A 19,640-nucleotide genomic window follows, 5' to 3' on the forward strand; every position below is an offset into this window, starting at 1 on the left:
TTTCAGAGTGGTGGTGGACGCGGTACGCGGTGGTGACGCGGTATGCGGTGGTGACGCGGTCATGGAAGGTCGGGCCATGAAGTGGTCGACCAGGGATGCCTCAGCTCGTCGAGCGAGGTGATTTCATGCGGCTTCAAGGTGTCGATGTCCGGCGCCTGGGCGTGTTGCGCGTAGGCGCTCTCGACATAGCGGTGGCCCGTGTCCGCCGCGATGAAGACGTACGTACGGGAGTCGTCGCGGCGCTTTTCCCACAGAGCGGTCAGATAGGCGGCCCCGGTGGAAAGCCCGGCGAAGATGCCGCTGGTCCTCAGGAGCGAGACCGCGCCGGACACCGCGCAGTCGAAATTCACCCAGTGCACGCGGTCGTAGGCTTTGTGCCTGACGTTCTTGAATTCGATGGCGCTGCCGATCCCCGCGATGATCATGTCGGGGTCGGCCACGTTCTCCGAGCCGAAGGTGACGCTGCCGAAGGGCTGCACGCCGACGAGCGACACGTCGCGGCCCGCGTCCCGCAGATATCCGGCGATGGCGCCGGTCGACGCCCCCGAGCCGACCCCGCCCACCAGGGCGAGCGGCCCCTCGGGGACCTCGGCCTCGATGGTCTCGGCCACGTCGCGGTAGCCGAGGTAATGAATGCTGTCGTGGTACTGCCGCATCCAGTGGTACGACGGATTCGCCTCGAGTATCTCGGCGATGCGCCGCACTCTCAGCTCCTGGTCGAGCCGGAGATTCTTGGACGGCCGCACCTGTTCCAGGGTGGCGCCGAGTATCTCCAGCTGGATGCGCAGGGTGCGGTCCACGGTCGTGGAACCCACGATGTGGCATTTCATTCCGTAGCGGTGACAGGCGAGAGCCAGGGCCTGTGCGTAGATGCCGCTGGAACTGTCGATGAGGGTGTCGCCGGGTTTCACGGCACCTGAATCCAGCAGGTGACGGACCGCTCCCAGAGCCGAATAGATCTTCATCGTCTCGAATCGGAGACAGACCAAGTCCGGCTCCAGGGATATGAGATCGGGTCTCTTCACCGCTTCGGCTATGTGGTCGTGCATGTCTGCCCTCTGCCCCCTGTGTTCGGTCGCCGAGCCGAGAGCATCACACTAGATGAAAATGATTGTCAAGACGGTTAGGGCTGTGGCAGCCTGTGGGTCCGCAGGGGATGCCGGACGATGAGAGGAGACCTGTGAAGCTGTCCCAGGAGGTCGGACCGCGGCCCCGCCCGGCGGGCGGGAGGCCGGGTGCGGGGCCGGATGCGGGAGCGGCCGGAACCGGAGTGGGCACCGCCTTCGGGACCTTCGGCGAGCTGCTGCAGGGCGTGCTGCCGGAGGAGGACGGGGACTTCCTGGTGACGCTGCCCGTCGCGCGGTGGACGATGGCCACCTACCGGCGGGAGCCCGCCCTCGAAGACGTGGTGGTCCGTCCCGCCGGGAAGACCAAGGCGCTCCGACTGGCCCGTACGATCGGCGAGTTGGCCGAGCGGCAGACCGGCGTGTCGACCGGAGGAGGAACCCTCCACGTCAACAGCGTCATCCCCGAGGGCAAGGGCCTGGCGAGCTCGTCGGCCGACCTGGTCGCGACCGCGCGGGCGGTCGGGCAGGCGCTGCGGGTCGAGATGCCGCCGTCCCGGATCGAGCGGCTGCTCGCGGACATCGAGCCCACGGACGGGGTGCTCTACCCCGCGATCGTCGCCTTCCACCACCGCACCGTGCGCCTGCGCGGCGTCCTCGGGTCACTCCCGGTCATGGCCGTGGTGGGGATCGACGAGGGCGGTTCGGTCGACACGGTCGACTTCAATCGCATCCCCAAGCCGTTCACCCTGGCCGACCGCCACGAGTACGCGCGCCTGCTCGACCGCCTCGCGTGCGCCGTCCGGCGACGCGACCTTGCGGAGGTCGGCAGGGTCGCGACCCGCAGCGCCCAGATGAATCAACTCCTGCGCGACAAATGGTCGTTGGAGCCGATGCGGGAGATCTGCCGGGAGGTCGGCGGCCTGGGCGTCGCCGTCGCGCACAGCGGCACGACGCTCGGCATCCTCCTCGACACCGGCGACCCCTCGTACACGCAGCGTGTCAGTGCGGCGGCGCAGGCGTGCGGGGAGCTCGCGGGCGGGGTGACGGTGTACCGGACGCTGAGTTTCCCCGGGGGTGGGGGAAGAGCCCGTGGTTAGAACGGTCCGGGGCTAGAACGGTCCGGGGCTAGAAGAACACCCCGCACCGCAGCAGCACGTTCGCGTACGGAGTGGCCTCGCCGGTGCGTACCACCAGGCGGGCCTTCGCCGTACGCAGCTTGAGCTCCTCGTGCGGGATCAGGGTGAGGGGCGTGACGCGGGAGGCCAGGAGCGCGGCCGTCGCCGGGTTCGACTCGCGGACCTCGGCCGCCGCTGTGCCGCCCTCCGTGACCAGCTCGGCGAGCAGCCCGTCGAGGACCTCGGCGAAGGGCGGGACGCCCGCGCGGAAGGCCAGGTCGACGACGCGTGGGCCCGGCGGTATGGGCATGCCCGCGTCGCAGATCAGGACCGTGTCCCCGTGGCCCAACTCGGCCAGGGCGCCGGAGAGATGGCGGTTGAGGATGCCGGTCTTCTTCATGCGGACGGCACCTCGGTCTCGGCCTCGGCCTCGGCCTCGACCTCGTCGGACGTGGGGTACGACTCCTGCGCGCCCTGCCGGGTGACCGACGCCGCCCCGACGCGCGCCGCGTACGCCGCCGCCGTGGGGAGGTCGTCGCCCAGGCCGAGGCGCCAGGCAAGGGCTGCCGTGAACGCGTCGCCCGCGCCGGTCGTGTCCACGGCGTCCACCTTCGGGCTGGGGACGGCGACGGGGGAGCTGTCGCCGTCCGCCGTCAGCGCTCCCTCGGCGCCCAGGGTGATCACCACCGAGCGGGGGCCGAGGGCCAGCAACGCGCGCGCCCAGTCGGCGGGGGAGTCCGTGGCGGACGCGTCGTCGCCCAGGATGTAGCGCGCCTCGTGTTCGTTCACCACCAACGGGTCGCAGGCGGCGAGGACTTCGGAGGGCACGGGTGCCGGAGGCGACGGGTTCAGGACGAAGCGGGTGGCCGCCGGAAGGGTGCGTACGAGCTCCGTGACCGTCTCGATCGGGATCTCCAGCTGGGTCGAGATCACCCGGGACGCGGCGAGCAGACTGCCCGCCGCGTGGATGTCCTCGGGGGTCAGCCGGGCGTTGGCGCCCGGCGAGACCACGATGCTGTTGTCGCCCGACGGGTCGACGGTGATCAGCGCGACGCCCGTGGGCGCCCCGCCGACCAGGACGCCGACCGTGTCCGCGCCCGCCGCGCGCTGCGATGCGAGCAGGAGCCGGCCGTGTGCGTCGTCGCCGACCCGGGCGAGCAGAGCGGTGCGGGCGCCCAGGCGGGCCGCCGCGACCGACTGGTTGGCGCCCTTGCCACCGGGATGCGTGGCGAGGTCGGAGCCGAGGACCGTCTCGCCGGGGGCGGGGCGGCGCTCGACGCCGATCACCAGGTCGGCGTTGGCCGACCCGACGACCAGGAGGTCGTACGTGGCGTGGTCGTGGTCGTGCATCTGTGGATCCAGCTCCTGCTCGTACGGGGTGACGGCGACGGCGGGGCTGCGTGCCCCGGGGGTGGGGTTCAGGAGAAGTCGGCCACGTTCTTCTTCGTGACCACCTTCACCGGGACCTTCACCATCGACTCGACGTCCTTGCCGCGCACCGCCTTCACCGCGTTCTGGACGGCGATCCTGCCCAGCTCCTTCGGCTGCTGCGCGACGGACGCGTACAGCGTGCCCGTCTCGACTGCCTTGAGACCGTCGGGAGTTCCGTCGAAGCCGACCACCGAGACCGACTTGCCCGCCTTGCCGCCGAGCGCCTTGGCGGCGCCGAGGGCCATCTCGTCGTTCTCGGCGAAGACGCCGTCGATGCCGGGGTTGGACTGGATCAGGTTCGTCATGACGTCCAGGCCCTTGGTGCGGTCGAAGTCCGCGGGCTGGGAGGCGACGACCTTGATGCCGGGGTACTCCTTGATGCCCTCGGCGAAGCCCTTGCCGCGCTCACGGCTCGCCGACGTGCCCGCGACGCCTTGCAGGGTGACGATCCTGCCCTTGCCGCCCAGCTTCTCCGCGAGGGTCTTCGCGGCCAGCTTGCCGCCCGCCACGTTGTCGGAGGCGACGAGCGTCGCCGCCTTCGCCTTGTTCACGCCGCGGTCGGCGGCGATCACCGGGATGTCGGACTTGTTGGCGCCGCGCACCGCCGGGCCCACCGCGTCCGAGTCGACCGGGTTGACGATGATCGACTTCATGCCTTCGCCGGTGAAGTTCTGGAGTTGGTTGGTCTGCTGCGACGCGTCGTTCTGCGCGTCCGTGACCGTGAGGTCGATCCCGGCCTTCTTGGCCTCCGCCTGCGCGCCCTCCTTCATCTGGACGAAGAAGGGGTTGTTGAGGGTGGAGAGCGACATGCCGATCTTCGTCGACGTACCGGACGAACCGTTGTTGAAGAAGGAGACGGCGCCGACCACGGCCGCCACGAGCACGGCGGCGATCCCGAGCTTCAGGACCTGTGGCCCCTTCTTTCCGCCTCCGGCCGCCGCGCCGGTCGAGGCGCCCGGAGTCGCGCCCGCCTTGCGGCGCAACGTGTCGAGGAGCACGGCGAGCGCGATGACGACGCCGATCACGACCTGCTGCCAGAAGGCGGACACCGAAAGGAGGTTGAGGCCGTTGCGCAGGACCGCGAGGATCAGCGCGCCGATCAGGGTGCCCGACGCCTTGCCGACACCGCCCGCGAGGCTCGCGCCGCCGATGACGACCGCGGCGATCGCGTCCAGCTCGTAACCCTGCGCGGCCTGCGGCTGCGCGGAGACCAGACGGGACGCCAGGACGATGCCCGCGACGGCGGCGAAGAGGCCGGAGAGGCCGTAGATGACGAGCTTCTGCCGCTTGACGCGCAGGCCGGAGAGGCGGGCGGCCTCTTCGTTGCCGCCGATCGCGTACATGGAGCGGCCGATGTAGGTACGGGCCAGGATGACGGCCGTGATCAGACCCATCGCGATCATCACGATGACCGGGACCGGCAGCCAGCCGCCGATCGTGTCACCGAGGTTGGAGACAGAGTCGGGGAACGGGATCGGGCTGCCCTGCGAGATGACCAGGGAGAGACCACGGGCCACCGAGAGCATCGCCAGCGTCGCGATGAACGGCGGGAGTTTGCCGTACGAGACGAGAAGTCCGTTGACGAAACCGCACGCTATGCCGGTCCCGACGGCGAAGACGATCGCCAGCCAGACCGGAAGACCCTGCGAAGTCGCCGTCCAGGCAAGGACGGTGGCCGACAGTGCGGCCACCGAACCGACCGACAGGTCGATGCCCGCCGAGACGATGACGAAGGTGACACCGAACGCCAGGATCGCCGTGACGGCGGCCTGCACGCCCACATTGAGCAGGTTCTGGGTGGTGAGGAAGTCGCCCGACAGGAGCGACATCGCCACCAGGAGGACGACCAGGGCGCTCAGGGCGCCATTGTCGAGCAGCACGCGGCGCAGACCGGTGGCGCCACCCGCGTTGCTCTTCAGCGTTTCAGTGGCCACGGGAGGCCTCCCCTTCGGTTGTTCCGTTCTCGACTGCTGCCTGAACTGCCGTACTGCTGACGGCGAGTGCCATCACCGCGTCCTGTGTCGCGTCGTCCGCCGCGAGTTCGCCCGCGATGCGGCCCTGCGCCATGACGAGCACGCGGTCGCTCATGCCGAGGACCTCGGGCAGATCGCTTGAGATCATCAGGACCGCGTGGCCCGAGGCCGTCAGTTCGTTGATGAGCTGGTAGATCTCGACCTTCGCGCCCACGTCGATGCCGCGCGTCGGCTCGTCGAGGATCAGGACCTTGGTGTCGGCGAGCAGCCACTTGCCGATGACGACCTTCTGCTGGTTGCCGCCGGACAGCGTGCGCACGTGCTGGCCGATCCCGGCCATCCGCACGCCCAGCTGCTCGGCGATCCGGGCCGCCGCCACGCGCTGGCCCTTGAGGTCCACGAGCCCGGACCGGGTCGCCGAACGCAGCGTCACCAGACCGAGGTTCTCCTGCACGGAGGCGTCGAGCAGCAGCCCCTGGCCCTTGCGGTCCTCCGGTACGAGGCCGATGCCCGCGCCCATCGCGGCGATCACGTCATGCCGGGGCAGCCGCTCACCGCGTACGTCGACGGAGCCCGCGTCGTACGGATCGGCGCCGAAGACGGCGCGCGCCACCTCGGTCCGTCCCGCGCCGACGAGCCCCGCGAGGCCGACGACCTCACCGGCCCGCACCTCGAAGCTGACGTCGCGGAAGACGCCGTCGCGGGTCAGGCCCTTCACGGTGAGCAACGCACCCCCGGTGTCCGGGCGTTCGCGCGGATACTGCTGCTCGATGCTCCGGCCCACCATCAGGCGGACGAGCTCGTCCTCCGGGGTCGAGGCGGGCACCTGGTCGACGCTGCGGCCGTCGCGCAGGACGGTGACGCGGTCGCCGAGCGCCGCGATCTCCTCCAGGTGGTGGGTGATGAAGACGACGCCGACACCGTCCGCGCGCAACTGCCGCACGATCGCGAAGAGCTTGTCGACCTCCTCGCTCGTCAGGACGGCCGTCGGCTCGTCCATGATCAGGACGCGGGCCTGAAGGCTGAGCGCCTTGGCGATCTCCACCATCTGGAGCCGGGCGATGCCCAGTTCGCGCACCTTGGCGCGAGGCGACACCTGGACGCCGACGCGCTTCAGGAGCTTCTCCGCGGCCTCCTCCATCGCCTTCCGGTCGATCATCCCGAAGCGGCGGGGCTGCCGGCCCAGGAAGATGTTCTCGGCGACGGTGAGGTCGGGTACGAGGTTGAACTCCTGGTAGATCGTGGCGATGCCGAGCCGCTCGGCGTCCTGCGCGCCGTGGATGCGGGCTTCCCTGCCGTCCACGAGGATGCGGCCGCTGTCGGGGCGGTAGGCGCCGGAGAGCATCTTGATGAGCGTGCTCTTGCCCGCGCCGTTCTCGCCGAGCAGGACGTGCACCTCGCCGCGGCGGAGGTCGAAGTCCACGGAGTCGAGCGCGACGACGCCGGGGAAGGTCTTGCGTATGCCTTCGATCCGCAGCAGTTCGGCCGCGTCGTGCTCTGTGGCGCGCGGCAACTCGTCCTGGTTGCTCACGTGGTGCTCCTCTGGTCGGTGGGGGACTCGCCGCAGGAGCGGCGTACGACGAGACGTGCGGGCAGGGTGACGGACCGGGGGCTTCTGCCCTCGATCCGGTCGACCAGGGCCTGCACGGCGGCGCGGCCCAGATCGCCGGTCGGCTGGGCGATGGCGGTGATCGGCGGATCGGTGTGCACGAACCACGGGATGTCGTCGAAGGCGGCGAGCCCGATGTCGTGCGGGACGCTCAGGCCGTGTGCGCGGATCGCGTCGAGCGCGCCGAGCGCCATCAGGTTGTCCGCGGCGAAGATGACGTGGGGCGGCTCGGGCAGCGCGAGGAACCGCTCGGTGGCCCGGCGCCCGCTGTCGGCCTGGAAGTCGCCCTGCCCGATGTGGTCGTCGGGCAGCGGCAGCCCGTACGCCCCGAGCGCCTCGCGGAAGGCCTCGACGCGCTCGCTGCCCGTGGTGGTGGCCGCGGGCCCGGCGATGATCGCGAGCCTGCGGTGGCCGATGCCGTGCAGGTGGGCGACCAGGTCACGGACGGCCGCGCGGCCGTCGGCGCGGACGACGGGGACGTCCACGCCCGGGATCCAGCGGTCCACGAAGACCATCGGGGTGCTGGAGCGCGCGGTGTCGAGCATCAGCGGGGAGCCGCCGTCGGTGGGGGAGACCAGGAGCCCGTCGATCCGGCGGTCGAGGAGCGTGCGGACGTGGTGGTCCTGGAGCTCGGGCCGCTCGTCGGCGTTGCCGATGATCACGCTGTAGCCGAGTGCGCGGGCCGCCTCCTCGACGGAGCGGGCCAGGGCCGTGAAGTACGGGTTCAGCACGTCGCTGATGACCAGGCCGAGTGTGCGGGTCTGGGCGGTGCGCAGCGAGCGGGCGACGGCGTTCGGGCGGTAGCCGAGGCTCTCCGTCGCGGCGAGCACGCGGGCCCGTGCGGCCGGGCTGACCGAGGGGTGATCGTTCAGGACGCGGGAGACCGTGGCGACGGATACGCCTGCCTCGGCCGCGACGTCCTTGATGCTCGCCATCGCCGGTCCACCTCCTTGTGGAATCGATTACACGGAGGATTGGAATCGATTACACGGGTGGGTGGCAAGACCCTGGAGGGGCAGTGAGACCAGATTGTGATGCGGGGTGCTCAGGTGAGCGGAGGGGTCACGTCCGGCGGCGGAGGGGTACCGGATCAGAGGGTGGTCACCGGATCAGAGGGTCACCGGATCACGCGAACGGCACCGTCAGCCACGGGCTGTCCGGATCCGAGACCAGCTCGCGATGGGCCTGGAGCACCGTCGTGTACCAGTCGCCGAACTGCTCCTCGTCGAAGTGGAGGCAGCGGCCCAGGACGTAGCCCGCGGAGAACTCCTCCCACGACGTGTACGCCGACCGTGCCTCGCGGCTCGCGCGCTCGATCGCCGTCTCCAGCTCCGCGTGGGACGCGTACCGCGCGCCCCGGCCCCAGCGGGCCATCTTCGACGCGCGGCCGATGTCCCAGGCCGCGACCGTGCGGACATGGCCGTCGGGCGGCAGGAGGTCGTCGGCGCGGAACCGGGACTCGTAGCGGATGACCTTCCCGACGAGACCGCGCAGCGCCGCGACGAAGTCGTCGAGGTCGGGGTCGTCGCCCGGCTTGTGCGGCGACTCGGGCCCGCCGCTCTAGGCCATGCGGTTGCGGATCGTCACCTCCACGCACTGGCGCCACAGCTCCGGGTCGACGCGCGGGCCGAACTGCTCGATCAGCGACGTACGGGCGCCGAGCACGAAGTCCCAGTACCACGGGCTGACTTCACGGCTCAGGAGCCGCTCCTGCGTGCCGAGCCAGTCCTCGCGGCTGTGCACGCCCCACCACTCCGCCAGGCGCTCGACCTCGGAGTTGTGGCCCGCGCCGTGCCAGTCGAGGGTGTTCCAGGCGTCGCCGTTGGCGAAGCAGAGATGGGCGCCGCAGGCCAGTCCGTGCAGCAGGACCGGGGACTCGGGGGCGCCGGTGCGGCGCGTGTCGATGCGGTCGTGCAGGCGGCCGTCGACGTAGTGGTCCGCGTGCAGGTCCGCCCAGACGTCCCGCTCCTCCTCGGTCGTCAGGTAGAACTGCTGGCAGGGCGTGGCCGCGTTGACCACCAAGATGTCGATGTCGTCCGGCAGTTCGGCCGCGAGCGTGCCGAGCGTGACGAACTCGTACACCACCTCGGGGTGCGGGCGGGGGAGCAGCCCGACGGTGTACATCTGCGCGATGCGGCGGCCGTCGGGGAGGTCGACGGTGAGGACCGGGCGGTCGGTCGCGCCCGGCTCGATGTCCGCCACCGACACCGGGCGGTACAGGCCGGTGATGGCTATCGCCCGCAGATACGTGTACCCGTCGTCGGCCTCGCACAGTTCGTACAGGTGCTCTTCGAGGTCGGCGGGCGCCTGCCAGGGGGTGCCGTCGTCGGGGGCGTCGACGTTCGGGAAGACGTCGTCGTGGTACTCGTCCTCGGCTGCGGGGGCGGCTGCGCCGTGCATGCGGGGTCTCCGTCGTGGGTGGCGCGCGCGGGTGCGCGCGGAGGGCATCGGGGCGGATCTTGAACCGTATCCGATGTCTCCGCGGGGCCATTCGCGTGCCCGCATGCGCGTCTACATCTGTACCGGCACCGACTTGAGGCCGTTGATGAAGTTGGAGACCAGGCGCCGGGGCGGGCCCGCCAGTTGGGACGGAGTGGGCCGTGCGGCGCGGAACTCCTCGTACAGGACGCCGAGTTGGAGACGGGCGAAGTGTGCGCCCAGGCAGACGTGCGGTCCGTCGCCGAAGGAGACGTGGGGGTTCGGGGAGCGGGACAGGTCCAGGCGGTGGGGGTCCGTGAAGACGCGTTCGTCGTGGTTGGCGGAGGCGTGGAAGACGACCACCTTGTCCCCGGCGCCGATGGCCCGGCCCGCCAGGGTGGTGTCCCGGGTGGCCGTGCGGCGGAACGTGAGGACGGGCGGGTGATGGCGCAGGAGTTCGTCCACGGCCGTGGCGACCGGGGTCTCGCCCGCCTGGAAGCGGCGGTACGCGTCCGGGTGCTCGGCGAACGCGAGCAGGCCGCCGGGTGCCGCGCTGCGCACGGTGTCGTTGCCCGCGACGGTGAGCAGGAAGAAGAACATCTCCAGCTCCGGGCCCGTCAGTTCGGGATCCGTCGCGAGGGTGGTCATGATGTCGTCGGCGGGCTCGCGGCGCTTGTGCGCCGCCAGGTCCTGCGCGTAGGCGAACATGTCGCGCAGCATCGCGGGTGAGCGCGGATTGACCGGCCTGCCGTCCGGGCCGCGGACCGACTCGCCTGCCTCGTCCGGGTCTTGGTAGCCGATGACGCGCTGCGTCCAGTGCAGGAGCATGCCGCGATCGCTCTCGGGGACGCCGAGGAGATCGGCGAGATTGAGCAGTGCGTAGTCGTCGGTGACGGCGGTGACGAGATCGCAGGTGCCGTCGGCGTCACGGGCCCGGTCCGCCGCCGTCGCGAGCAGGGCGCGGGCCCGGTCGCGGGCCAGGGACTCGAAGCGCTCCACGCGCCTCGGCGTGAAGGCGCGGCTGACCAGGCGCCGCAGCCTGCCGTGGTCAGGGCGGTCCTGGTTGAGCATCATGCGGCGGATGAACGGCAGGTCGTCCGGGTCGGGATCGCGGATCTGCGTGGCGCCCAGGTGGGAGGAGTACGTGGTGGAGTCCCTCAGGACACGGACGACGTCCGCGTGCCGCGTGACCGCCCAGAAGCCGGGTCCGGACGGCCAGTCGAGCACCCGCGGCTCCTCCTGCCAGGCGACGGGGTGCAGGTCCCGGAGCAGGCGGTAGCGGTCGTGCGGGACCCCGGCCGCGTACTGCCGCGGGTCGAACACGTCGGGGATCGCGGCGACTTCACCGCCTCGGGACGAGGTGCCCGCGTTGCCTCGGGACGAGGTGCCCGCGTTCATGACGCGCCGCTGCCCCCGCCGTCCGCCCGCAGGAAATCCTCCACCGCGCGGATGAGGGCGAGCGGCGTCTCGTCCATCGCGTAGTGGCCCGACGCGGGGAGTTCGGTGAGTTCGGCGCGCGCGTACCAGCGCAGCCACGTCCGGCGCATCAGATCCGCACCGAGCGCGGGGTCGAGGGCCCCGACCACCGCGAGCGCCGGCACGGTCGAGCCCTCGATCCGGTCGTGGAAGTCCTCCCGCGCCCAGGAGTCGAGCCAGCCGCGGAAGGCCTTGGCGTCGCTGACGTCCAGGGAGCGCGCCACCATGCGGTCGAGCCAGGCCGCGGGCCGTACCCCGCCGGTGGTGATGTCGATGATCGCGCGGCGGTTCTCCGGCAGCCGGTCAGCCTCGGAGAACAGCTCCCACTGCTCGGGCGGCAGGTCGAGGCCGGACGCGGGCACGGGCGAGACGCCGACCAGCCTGCGGATCCGGTGCGGGGCGATCGCGAGGACCCGCTGGGCGACGCTCGCGCCCATCGAGTGGCCGATCAGCGAGAACCGGTCCCAGCCGAGTCGATCGGCCAGGGCGACGACATCGGCGGCCCCCTCGGAGGCCGTGTACGCGCCGCCCGCGTCCTTCGCCTCCCCGTACCCGCGCAGGTCGGGCACCGCGTACTGGAACGAGGCGAGGTCCAGGTCCGCGAGCACCGGCGCGTACGCCGAGCGGTCGGCCAGCCAGCCGTGCACGGCGATCACCTTGTGCGGGCCGTCGCCCAGGAGGGTATGGGGAAGCGCGAAGGAGGCCACGTCGACTCCGATCAGGGTCAGCGTCAGGAGACGGGCCGTTCGGTGGCGGCCCGCGCACCACCGTGGCCCCAACGCCCCCGTACCGCAAGAGCGCATGGCGTCAACCGGATGCGGGGCGCGGGGGAGCCGGGTGAATCCCCGTGAAGAGGGGAAACTTGGCGGACGGCCTGCGATCGGGGCATGCGGTTGGTCAGAATGTGGCATGGCCATCCGCCGACTCAGCTACCGGCTCGACGAGGAGCCGGACACCGGAGCCGTCCGTCTGATCCCCGCACCGGCGGGACCGCAGGAGCAGGAGAAGGAACAGACCCTCGAATCCCCGGAGTTGACGGCGTTCGTGCTGGCCGTCGGACACCGTCAAGGTCTCAGCCGCAGCAGACTTCCGGACGGCGCGGGGCTCCTCTGTCACACCGTCGCCGGGCCACCCGGAAGCACGCCCGCCGGGCACCGCGTCGACGTGGCGTACGCGGACGGCACCGATGAACTGCCCCTGTCCCTGCCCCTGGGCGATGTCGCCCCCGAGGGACTGGTCGTCTTCGCCCGCGCGCACGCTCCCCGCGTCGAACCCTTCCTCGCCGACGTACGCCGTCTGTTCGACGAGCGGGCCGGTCGGCAGATCGTCATCGCCGAGTCCGCCCCCGAGACCGTGGCCTGCTGGGTCGCCCTCGCCTGTGCCTCGCTGCCCGACGGGTACGCCGCATCGCTCACGTTCAGTACGTGGACCGCACAGCCGCGCAGAGCGCCTCAGCAGATCCTCGGCATCGGGCCCGACGCGGACTTCGACCGGTTCGACGGGCCCACGCTCGATCACTTCTACCGCGTGCACGACGGGCTCGGCGGCCAGGGAAGCACCCCGATCCCCGACCCATGGGCCGAGGTGACCGCCCGGCAGTGGATCGAGGGGACGCCGCCCGAGCCGCCGTGCGAGGGCGACGACCCGTTCGCCCTGACCCGTCCGACCCTCGACATGCGGCAGTTGGCGGCCCTGTCGGACGACACCCGCCGGGACGTCGTGCGCGCCCATGCGGCGGCCGTGGCGCAGGAGGACGCGGGCAGCCCTCTCGTCGACGAGCTGTACGGACTCTGCCGTGCGCTCGGGGCCGAGGACCCCGAGGCGGCCGAACCGCTGGCCCTCGCCCTGGTCCGGCACTACGTGGCGGTGGCCGAGCAGCAGGGCACGCTGCCCGACCTCGCCGCGTGCCGACGGCTCCCGCTGGACGCCGACGCCTGGCAGCGGCTGTGCGGGGACTTCGGCAGCCGCGCGGACGACACCCTGCGGCGCGGCCTCCATCAGCCCATCGGCGCCTGGACCGAACCGCTGCGGCTGGTGCTCGCCCTGGGCGTGGACGCCGGGCGCGGCCTGGACAAGGCGACGGAACGGCTCGCCAACGCGCTGCTCAACCCCGGGCGGCGCGCGTGCGCGGAGGCCGTCGAGGTCCTGGAGGCGCTCGGCCACACGGGGCTGAACCGGCAGGTCCTGAGTCTGCTCGGCGGGGGACTCACCGAGGGCAAGCTGGGCAAGCTCCGTGACTTCGCCAACTCGCCCCAGGGGGAGTGGCTCCGGCGGCGCGTCGAGGCCGGCGAGGCGCCGCTCGTGCTCCGTCTCGCCGAGGCCGGTGCCCGCTTCCAGCGGCAGCCGCACTGCCTGCGGGGCGCCCGGCTCTTCGCCGCGCTCGTGGAACTGGTGCCGGGCCGGAAGGTGACCGACCCCGTGACGCTGAAGCGGCTGTGGCGGATCGTGTGGGGCGGCAAGCAGCCCGACCCCACCGACCTGGCGGAGCTCGCCCGCACCTGCCCGACGCGGCTGTTCGTCGAGGCGGGTCACGTCGTCCCGCTCGCGGTCCTGCTCAGGTCGCCGGAGCGGGTCGACCACGACCTGGTCCAGTTCGCCAGGGACCTGCGGGCGACGGGGCAGCTGACCGCGCTCCAGCGCGCCACGGCCGAACTCCTCATGACCTCTTACGAGTTCGCTGATGGGCACCTGTCCCTGCGCACCGCCGTCGAGCGCCTGCGCGTCCAGTCCGAGCAGGCCTCGCCGCTCGGTGCCGTCCTGAAGGAAGGGACCGGTGCCTGGGTCGGCCGGGGGTTCGCCCTGGCGGCTCCCGTCGAGTTGTGCCACCGTCCGGCCCTGGACTTCCTGATGAGCACGGGCCAAGACGTCCTGCGGCCCTATCGCGAGATGTTCCTCGACGAAGGCGCATGGGAGCGGCGGTTCCGCGAACTGCCGGGCCGGCCGGCCGATGTCGCCGCGTTCTACAACATCTGGCGTCCCCGCCACGGGCACCCGGTCACCAAGGAGTGGCAGCGGGTCGCCGACGAGCTGCTCACCCGCGTCCTCGCCCCCGTGGTGCCGTACCTGGATGCCTGGACGCTCGGAGAGGTCGCCACGGAGATCGCCCGGCAGCCGCACGGGCGGGGGTCGCAGCGGGTCCAGGAATGGAACGCCTGGCGCAGCCGGCAGGCGGGAGCGCAAGGGCCACCCAGACCCGGCTCCGGTCCAGGCCACATCCCTGGCCACGGCCCTGGCCACTGCCGCTGACCCGGCAGCCCGGACCGCGCACCTGGGCCAACGCCCCGCCGAGCCGTCGACCCCCTGAGCCACCGACCTCCCGATCCATCGACCTTCCGACCCACCGATCTTCTGAGCCACCGATCTCCCGATCCACAGACGCGCGAGAGGACCAGCGTGAGGAACACCAGCGACACCAGTGTGACCGTCGAGGCCCATGCCGCCGCCGACAATTTCCCCGGCGGCAGCATGGCCAACCGCCCCGTCCACTTCATCTGGATGCTCGACTGTTCGGGCTCCATGGGCGTGAACGGCAAGATCGGCGAACTGAACTTCGCCATCCGCGAGGCCATCCCCGAGATGCAGCAGGCCGCCGAGTCCAACCCGGCCGCCTCCCTGCTCGTACGCGCCATCTCCTTTGCCAGCGGCGCCAGTTGGCACGTGAGTGAGCCCACCCCGGTGGACCGCTTCGCCTGGGAGGACGTGCACACGTACGGCGGCACCGACATGGGCGCGGCGTTCAAGCTCGCCGCGGGCGCCCTGCAGACGCCGCCGATGCCGCAGCGCGCGCTGCCTCCGGTGCTCGCGCTCGCCTCCGACGGGCAGCCCACCGACGACTGGCGCGCGGGCCTGCGCGAGATCGACGCGACGCCGTGGGGCAAGCGCGCCGTGCGGGTCGCCGTGGCCATCGGTGACGACGCGGACAAGAGCATGCTCAAGGAGTTCCTCGCCAACCCGGAGCTCGAGCCCCTTCAGGCGAAGAACCCCCGCCAGCTCGCCGCGGCCATCCGCTGGATGTCGACGGCCGTCGTGAAGGACGCGTCGACGCCGAAGGTCGAGGACGCCAGGCCCGCGTCCCCGCTCGGACCCGCGCCGCTGACCAAGGACGACGAAGACGACATCTGGTGAGCGGGCCATCGACACCGGCACGGACACGGGCCACGACCGGCGGGTGGGCCATCCTCGGCGCCACCGTCAAGGGAGTCGGGAAGAAGTACAGCCAGGACAGCTGCGGCACCCTCTCCGTGGCCCAGGGGCGCGCCGCGGTGCTCACGGTGGCCGACGGGCACGGCTCCGCCGCGCACTTCCGCAGCGACCTCGGCTCCTGGTGGGCCGTCGAGGAGTTCACCGCGTGCGCGGAGGGCTTCGCGCGGGAAGTGGTGCGCGTCGGCGACGACGCGACGGGCTGGACCGGCCTGCGCGCCGAGGCCCGCAGGCTGCCGCAGCAGGTGGCGCACCGCTGGCGCGAGCGCGCGCTGCTGCACGACTGGAACTCCCCTGCGCACGGTGGACTCCGGCTGCCGGGCGCGGTCGGCGGTGGGCCCGACCTCGCCGTGTACGGCAGCACCCTCATCGGTGCCGTGCTCACCGAACACATGCTCTTCTGCTGGCAGTTGGGCGACGGGGACATCGTCCTCGTCGACGCGGACGGCACCCCGCGCACACCGCTCTCGACGGGGCCCGACATGGGGGACGAGACGGACTCGCTGTGTGAGCCGGAGCCATGGCGCAAGATGCGGTCGCACTGGCAGCCCTTCACCACGGGCCCGCCGCCGGCCGTGCTCATCTCCACCGACGGGCTCTCCAAGAGCTTCGCCGACCACCAGGGGTTCCTGGACTTCGCCACCGGCGTCACCGAGCGCGCCGCGGGGCAGGGCGTGCCCGCGGTGCAGGCACAGCTCGCGGACTGGCTGGAGCGCGCCGCCAAGTACTCCGGTGACGACACGACGTTCGTGGGCGCTCTCGCGGCCACGGCACCCGCTGAGCCCGAAAGCGCAGCCGATCGCTCAGCCGAAAGCGCAGCCGACCGCGCAGTCGATTGCTCAGCCGAACAGGAAGCCGAGAAAGGAACCGCATGGTGAACGGCATGCTCGCCGCCGGAAAGACCCTGGTGGCCGAGTCGGGGGAGAAGGTCAAGGTCGCCGAGCTCTTCGGCTCCGGCGGCCAGGGCGAGGTCTACCGCGTGACGACGCCGCAGGGCGATCGCGCGCTGAAGTGGTACTACCCGCAGCTGGCCGACGCCCGCCAGCGCCAGATCCTCGAAGGGCTCATCGCACGGGGCTGGAGCGACGACCGCTTCCTGTGGCCCACCGCCATAGTCCTCGACCCGGAGGGCAAGGAGCCGGGCTTCGGCTATCTGATGGACGTACGCCCCGGACGCTTCCAGGACCTGCCCGCGCTCTTCCGCCGCGACCCCTCGGTGTCCGCCGCGACGATGCGCACGCTGGTCACCGTGGCGCTGCACACCGTCGAGGCGTACAGATCGCTGCACTCCAGGGGCATCGCCTACCGCGACATCAACTGGGGCAACATCTTCTTCGATCCGCGCACCGGGGACGTCCTGGTGTGCGACAACGACAACGCGGTGGTGGAGGGCGAGTCCGCCGCCGTCGCCGGGACCATGGACTTCATGGCGCCCGAGCTGGTCCGCCGCGACAAGGGGGCCCAGCCGGGCACGCAGACCGACCTGCACTCGCTCGCTGTGCTGCTCTTCCTGCTCCTCATGAACGACCACCCGTTCAACGGCGCGCAGGCCCTGCAGATCCGCTGCATGGACGAGGCGGCCAAGCGGCGTCTGTACGGCACCGACCCGGTCTTCGTCTACGACCCGTCCGACGCCCGCAACCGCCCCGTGCCCGGCGAGCAGCCGACCGTGGTGGCCACCTGGGGCGCGCTGCCGCAGATCCTGCGCGACCTGTTCGTCCGTACCTTCACGGAGGGGGTACGGACCCCGGTCAAGCGGGTGCGCGAGTCGCAGTGGTGCGACGCCCTGAGCCAGGTCCTCGACGCGATCACCCAGTGCGGCTCGTGCGGCAAGCAGAACCTCACGCAGCCGGACGGCGCGGCCCCCGACTGCTGGAGGTGCGGCCGTACGCTGGTCCTTCCGCCGCGGCTCGAACTGGTCACCGGCACCGGGACGTCGCGCACCCGGCGCGGCATCAGGCTCGCCCCGAGCGCGCGGGTCTACGCCCATCACCTGGTCGAGTACCCCGACCGGCACGACTTCCGGGCCGTCGTGGGCGAGGTGACCGAACACCCCCAGAACCGGGGCAGGTTCGGGCTCACCAACCACACCAAGGACGTGTGGACCGCGCGGAAGGACGACGGGACGGTGCGCGACGTGGAGCCCGGGCGGACGATCGCGCTGCGGGCGGGTCTGCTCCTGGAGTTCGGGGGTGGGGCGGAGGCGGAGGTGCGGGACTAGAACGCAGGTGCTGGGCTAGAAGGGGGCGGGCGTCCGCTGCGAACGCCACCGCTGCCACCACGTCCGCCACCAGGGGGCGGCCACCGGCGGCGCTGTCGGCGCCGGTGGCGGCTCGGCGGGCAGCACGGCCCGCGCCGACGGTGCCCCGATGGCCACGGCGTCCGGCCGTGGCAGCGCGGTCACGGTGAACCGGCACTCCGCCGGGGAGACCTGGAGCGCCACGGCCTGCCCCGCGACATGCTGGCTGCGCGCCACGCGCCGCTCACCGCCCCGCGCGCCGTCCTCCCAGGAGATGAGCGTGAGCACGGCGGGCTCGGGCCACTCGAACCGCAGCTCCGCGCGGTCGGCGGCCACCCGCCGCACCTCCAGGTCCCGTACCTCCCCCTGGTGTTCGACGACCACGTTCGGTCCCGAGACGGCGCGGTCGCCGAGCACGCTCACCGCCGTCATCCGCAGCCGCTCACGGGGCGGCGGCAGCACGTCGACGGAGGTCGGCGGTGCGCCGTCGGGCGGTGCCAGCCTGCCGACGTACTCGGACACGTCCGCGCCGGGCGGCACAGGGTGCGCGAACCACGGCACCAGGTGGCCCTCACCGCGCGACGGCGGCCGCCACGCGATGCGGACACGGCCGTCGTCGAGGCGCCGCACACTGAGCTCCTCCACCGGTGAGGGCCAGCGCTCGACGCGGGCGGTGATGGTGCGCCCCGGCGACTGGACCAGGCGGCCGGCGGGCCCCGAGTAGCAGCAGCGGACCTCGTAGACGTACGGGCCGACGGCGAGCGGCGCGTCCAGGAGCTGGTCGTGCTCGCAGAACACCCGCTGCCCGGGGCCGTCGTCGCCGTAGGCCGTGCGCACGACACGCACCTCCAGGGTCGAGGGGTCGGGCCGCCACCGCAGCCGCACGCCGTCCGGCACCGCTTCGACGCGCAGCTCCGAGACGTCAGGGGTGAGCAGTACCTGCCGGGTGACGCGCGGCACCCCGGCGATGCGGCCTTGGCGCACCGGGAACACGGCGTAGCGCAGGGGGCGTCCGGTGGGGGCGTCGAGGTCGACCGCCGTGCGGGTGGTGTCGCCCGCCGACACCTCGACGGCGAGCTCGGGAGCGTCCTCGAGGTACCGCAGCACGCGGTACGTCACCGTGTCCCGGCCCTCGCTCGGGGCGTGCCAGGACAGCCGGACGGTCCGGTCCTCGACGGCGGCCGTCACCTCCGACTCCTCGGCGGTGAGGGGGTCGTCGGCCAGGAGCGCGGCCACGCGCAGGAGGCCCGCCTGCGCGTCCACGTCGTCGCGGGCCTGCCGCAGCGCGCCGAGCCAGGCGGCCGCCGCGGCACGGAGGTCGCCCCGGTCCGCCAACTGCTCGGCGGTGAGCGTCAGTTGACGGATGGCGTCGGACCGGGCGTGGAGCGAGCCGAGCACCGCGGCGAGTACGTGATCCGTGGGCGCCGGGGGGATCAGCTGAGCGAGCCGTTCGGCCTCGCGCAGCCGGGTGCCCGGCCAGATGTCGTGGAGGGTCTCGGCGGCGTGCCGTGCGGCACCGGCCGCGGGGAAGCGGACGGCGGTGATGGCGGCCACGAGCAGGTCGGCCTCGCTGCGGTGGACGCCGAGGGCCACGGCGTGCGCGGCGGATGGCGGCGTGTAGGCGGCCTTGGCACCTCGCCCGTCCTTGGCTCCTCGCTCCGCGGCGCCGTCGCTCAGGCGGCAGCACAGTTCCCACAGCACGATGCGGCGCAGGCCCATCGGGTCTTCGAGCAGGACGGATTCCAGGACGGTCACGACGGCGGCCGCGTCCATGGCGCGCGGATGGTCGGAGGCGATCCACCGGGCGCCGCAGTCCTGGACGTACGCCCGGTCGACCCGCTGCCACAGGCCGCCGCGGGCAGGGAGCCACAGGCCGTCGAGGACGCGGAACCCGTCGTCGGCTGCCGCCTTCGGCAGGGCCCCGAACAGGGCCTGCGTCGACTGCCGGGGCGCGGGGGCACGGAGGGCGTCGGCCGCATGACGGAAGCTCAGCTTCTGCAGGACGTCGCGCAGCGCCTGATAACCGCTCATCGCCGGGGTGGCGGGCAGCACGGGCAGGGGCAGGCCCGCCGCGTCGTCCGGCGGGCGCTCGCCGGGGTGCCAGTTCGTCAT

16 protein-coding genes are annotated in these 19,640 nt (G+C 72.1%); 5 read left to right on the plus strand and 11 right to left on the minus strand.

The genetic code is table 11. From position 1 onward, the window contains the following. Window positions 1-59 precede the first annotated feature (59 nt). Window positions 60-1,049, minus strand: coding sequence for a pyridoxal-phosphate dependent enzyme (locus ABZ833_RS32630; protein ID WP_361054198.1), 990 nt, complete (start codon window positions 1,047-1,049; stop codon window positions 60-62). Between the two features lie 221 nt (window positions 1,050-1,270). On the opposite strand from ABZ833_RS32630, the gene ABZ833_RS32635 reads away from it, so the two are divergent. Further along, window positions 1,271-2,164, plus strand: a complete 894-nt coding sequence (locus tag ABZ833_RS32635) for a kinase (protein ID WP_361054615.1) — start codon at window positions 1,271-1,273, stop codon at window positions 2,162-2,164. Between the two features lie 28 nt (window positions 2,165-2,192). On the opposite strand, the gene rbsD is transcribed toward ABZ833_RS32635, so the two are convergent. From rbsD to ABZ833_RS32680, 9 genes are all read right to left on the minus strand, one after another. Next, window positions 2,193-2,582 carry a D-ribose pyranase gene (gene rbsD / locus ABZ833_RS32640; protein WP_361054201.1) on the minus strand — a complete coding sequence of 130 codons (390 nt, stop codon included), beginning with the start codon at window positions 2,580-2,582 and terminating at the stop codon, window positions 2,193-2,195. After that, window positions 2,579-3,532: a ribokinase gene (locus ABZ833_RS32645; protein ID WP_361054205.1), complete on the minus strand. Its 954-nt coding sequence runs from the start codon at window positions 3,530-3,532 to the stop codon at window positions 2,579-2,581. The genes rbsD and ABZ833_RS32645 overlap by 4 nt, the downstream gene beginning before the upstream one ends. Before the next feature lie 68 nt (window positions 3,533-3,600). Continuing rightward, window positions 3,601-5,547: a substrate-binding domain-containing protein gene (locus ABZ833_RS32650; RefSeq protein WP_361054208.1), complete on the minus strand. Its 1,947-nt coding sequence runs from the start codon at window positions 5,545-5,547 to the stop codon at window positions 3,601-3,603. Further along, a complete protein-coding gene (locus ABZ833_RS32655; RefSeq protein ID WP_361054211.1) occupies window positions 5,537-7,117 on the minus strand; it encodes a sugar ABC transporter ATP-binding protein in 1,581 nt (526 codons plus the stop codon). Before ABZ833_RS32655 ends, ABZ833_RS32650 begins: the two co-directional genes overlap by 11 nt. Further along, window positions 7,114-8,130 (minus strand): LacI family DNA-binding transcriptional regulator, encoded by a 1,017-nt coding sequence (locus ABZ833_RS32660; RefSeq protein WP_361054214.1) that lies wholly within the window; start codon window positions 8,128-8,130, stop codon window positions 7,114-7,116. The genes ABZ833_RS32655 and ABZ833_RS32660 overlap by 4 nt, the downstream gene beginning before the upstream one ends. 190 nt (window positions 8,131-8,320) lie before the next feature. Continuing rightward, window positions 8,321-8,689, minus strand: coding sequence for a DUF1266 domain-containing protein (locus ABZ833_RS32665; RefSeq protein ID WP_361054618.1), 369 nt, complete (start codon window positions 8,687-8,689; stop codon window positions 8,321-8,323). A 66-nt stretch (window positions 8,690-8,755) separates the two neighbouring features. Beyond that, entirely contained in the window at window positions 8,756-9,595 is an 840-nt protein-coding gene (locus ABZ833_RS32670) for a hypothetical protein (RefSeq protein ID WP_361054217.1), read from the minus strand. A gap of 111 nt (window positions 9,596-9,706) precedes the next feature. Further along, window positions 9,707-11,011: a cytochrome P450 gene (locus ABZ833_RS32675; protein ID WP_361054220.1), complete on the minus strand. Its 1,305-nt coding sequence runs from the start codon at window positions 11,009-11,011 to the stop codon at window positions 9,707-9,709. Next, window positions 11,008-11,796 (minus strand): alpha/beta hydrolase, encoded by a 789-nt coding sequence (locus ABZ833_RS32680; RefSeq protein ID WP_361054223.1) that lies wholly within the window; start codon window positions 11,794-11,796, stop codon window positions 11,008-11,010. Before ABZ833_RS32680 ends, ABZ833_RS32675 begins: the two co-directional genes overlap by 4 nt. Before the next feature lie 202 nt (window positions 11,797-11,998). Between ABZ833_RS32680 and ABZ833_RS32685 the strand changes: the two genes are divergently transcribed. From ABZ833_RS32685 to ABZ833_RS32700, 4 genes are all read left to right on the plus strand, one after another. Further along, on the plus strand, window positions 11,999-14,335 hold the full coding sequence (locus tag ABZ833_RS32685) for a GTPase-associated protein 1-related protein (RefSeq protein ID WP_361054226.1): 2,337 nt from the start codon (window positions 11,999-12,001) through the stop codon (window positions 14,333-14,335). 219 nt (window positions 14,336-14,554) lie between these two features. Next, a complete protein-coding gene (locus tag ABZ833_RS32690; protein WP_249592785.1) occupies window positions 14,555-15,214 on the plus strand; it encodes a tellurium resistance protein in 660 nt (219 codons plus the stop codon). Further along, window positions 15,211-16,167: a PP2C family serine/threonine-protein phosphatase gene (locus ABZ833_RS32695; protein WP_361054229.1), complete on the plus strand. Its 957-nt coding sequence runs from the start codon at window positions 15,211-15,213 to the stop codon at window positions 16,165-16,167. Before ABZ833_RS32690 ends, ABZ833_RS32695 begins: the two co-directional genes overlap by 4 nt. Further along, window positions 16,161-17,510: a serine/threonine-protein kinase gene (locus ABZ833_RS32700; RefSeq protein WP_361054232.1), complete on the plus strand. Its 1,350-nt coding sequence runs from the start codon at window positions 16,161-16,163 to the stop codon at window positions 17,508-17,510. Before ABZ833_RS32695 ends, ABZ833_RS32700 begins: the two co-directional genes overlap by 7 nt. Window positions 17,511-17,525: 15 nt before the next feature. On the opposite strand, the gene ABZ833_RS32705 is transcribed toward ABZ833_RS32700, so the two are convergent. Beyond that, window positions 17,526-19,640: a hypothetical protein gene (locus ABZ833_RS32705; RefSeq protein ID WP_361054235.1), complete on the minus strand. Its 2,115-nt coding sequence runs from the start codon at window positions 19,638-19,640 to the stop codon at window positions 17,526-17,528.

The sequence above is a fragment of the Streptomyces sp. NPDC047525 genome, from assembly GCF_040643025.1.
In the GTDB taxonomy this organism is placed as follows: Bacteria; Actinomycetota; Actinomycetes; order Streptomycetales; family Streptomycetaceae; genus Streptomyces; species Streptomyces durmitorensis.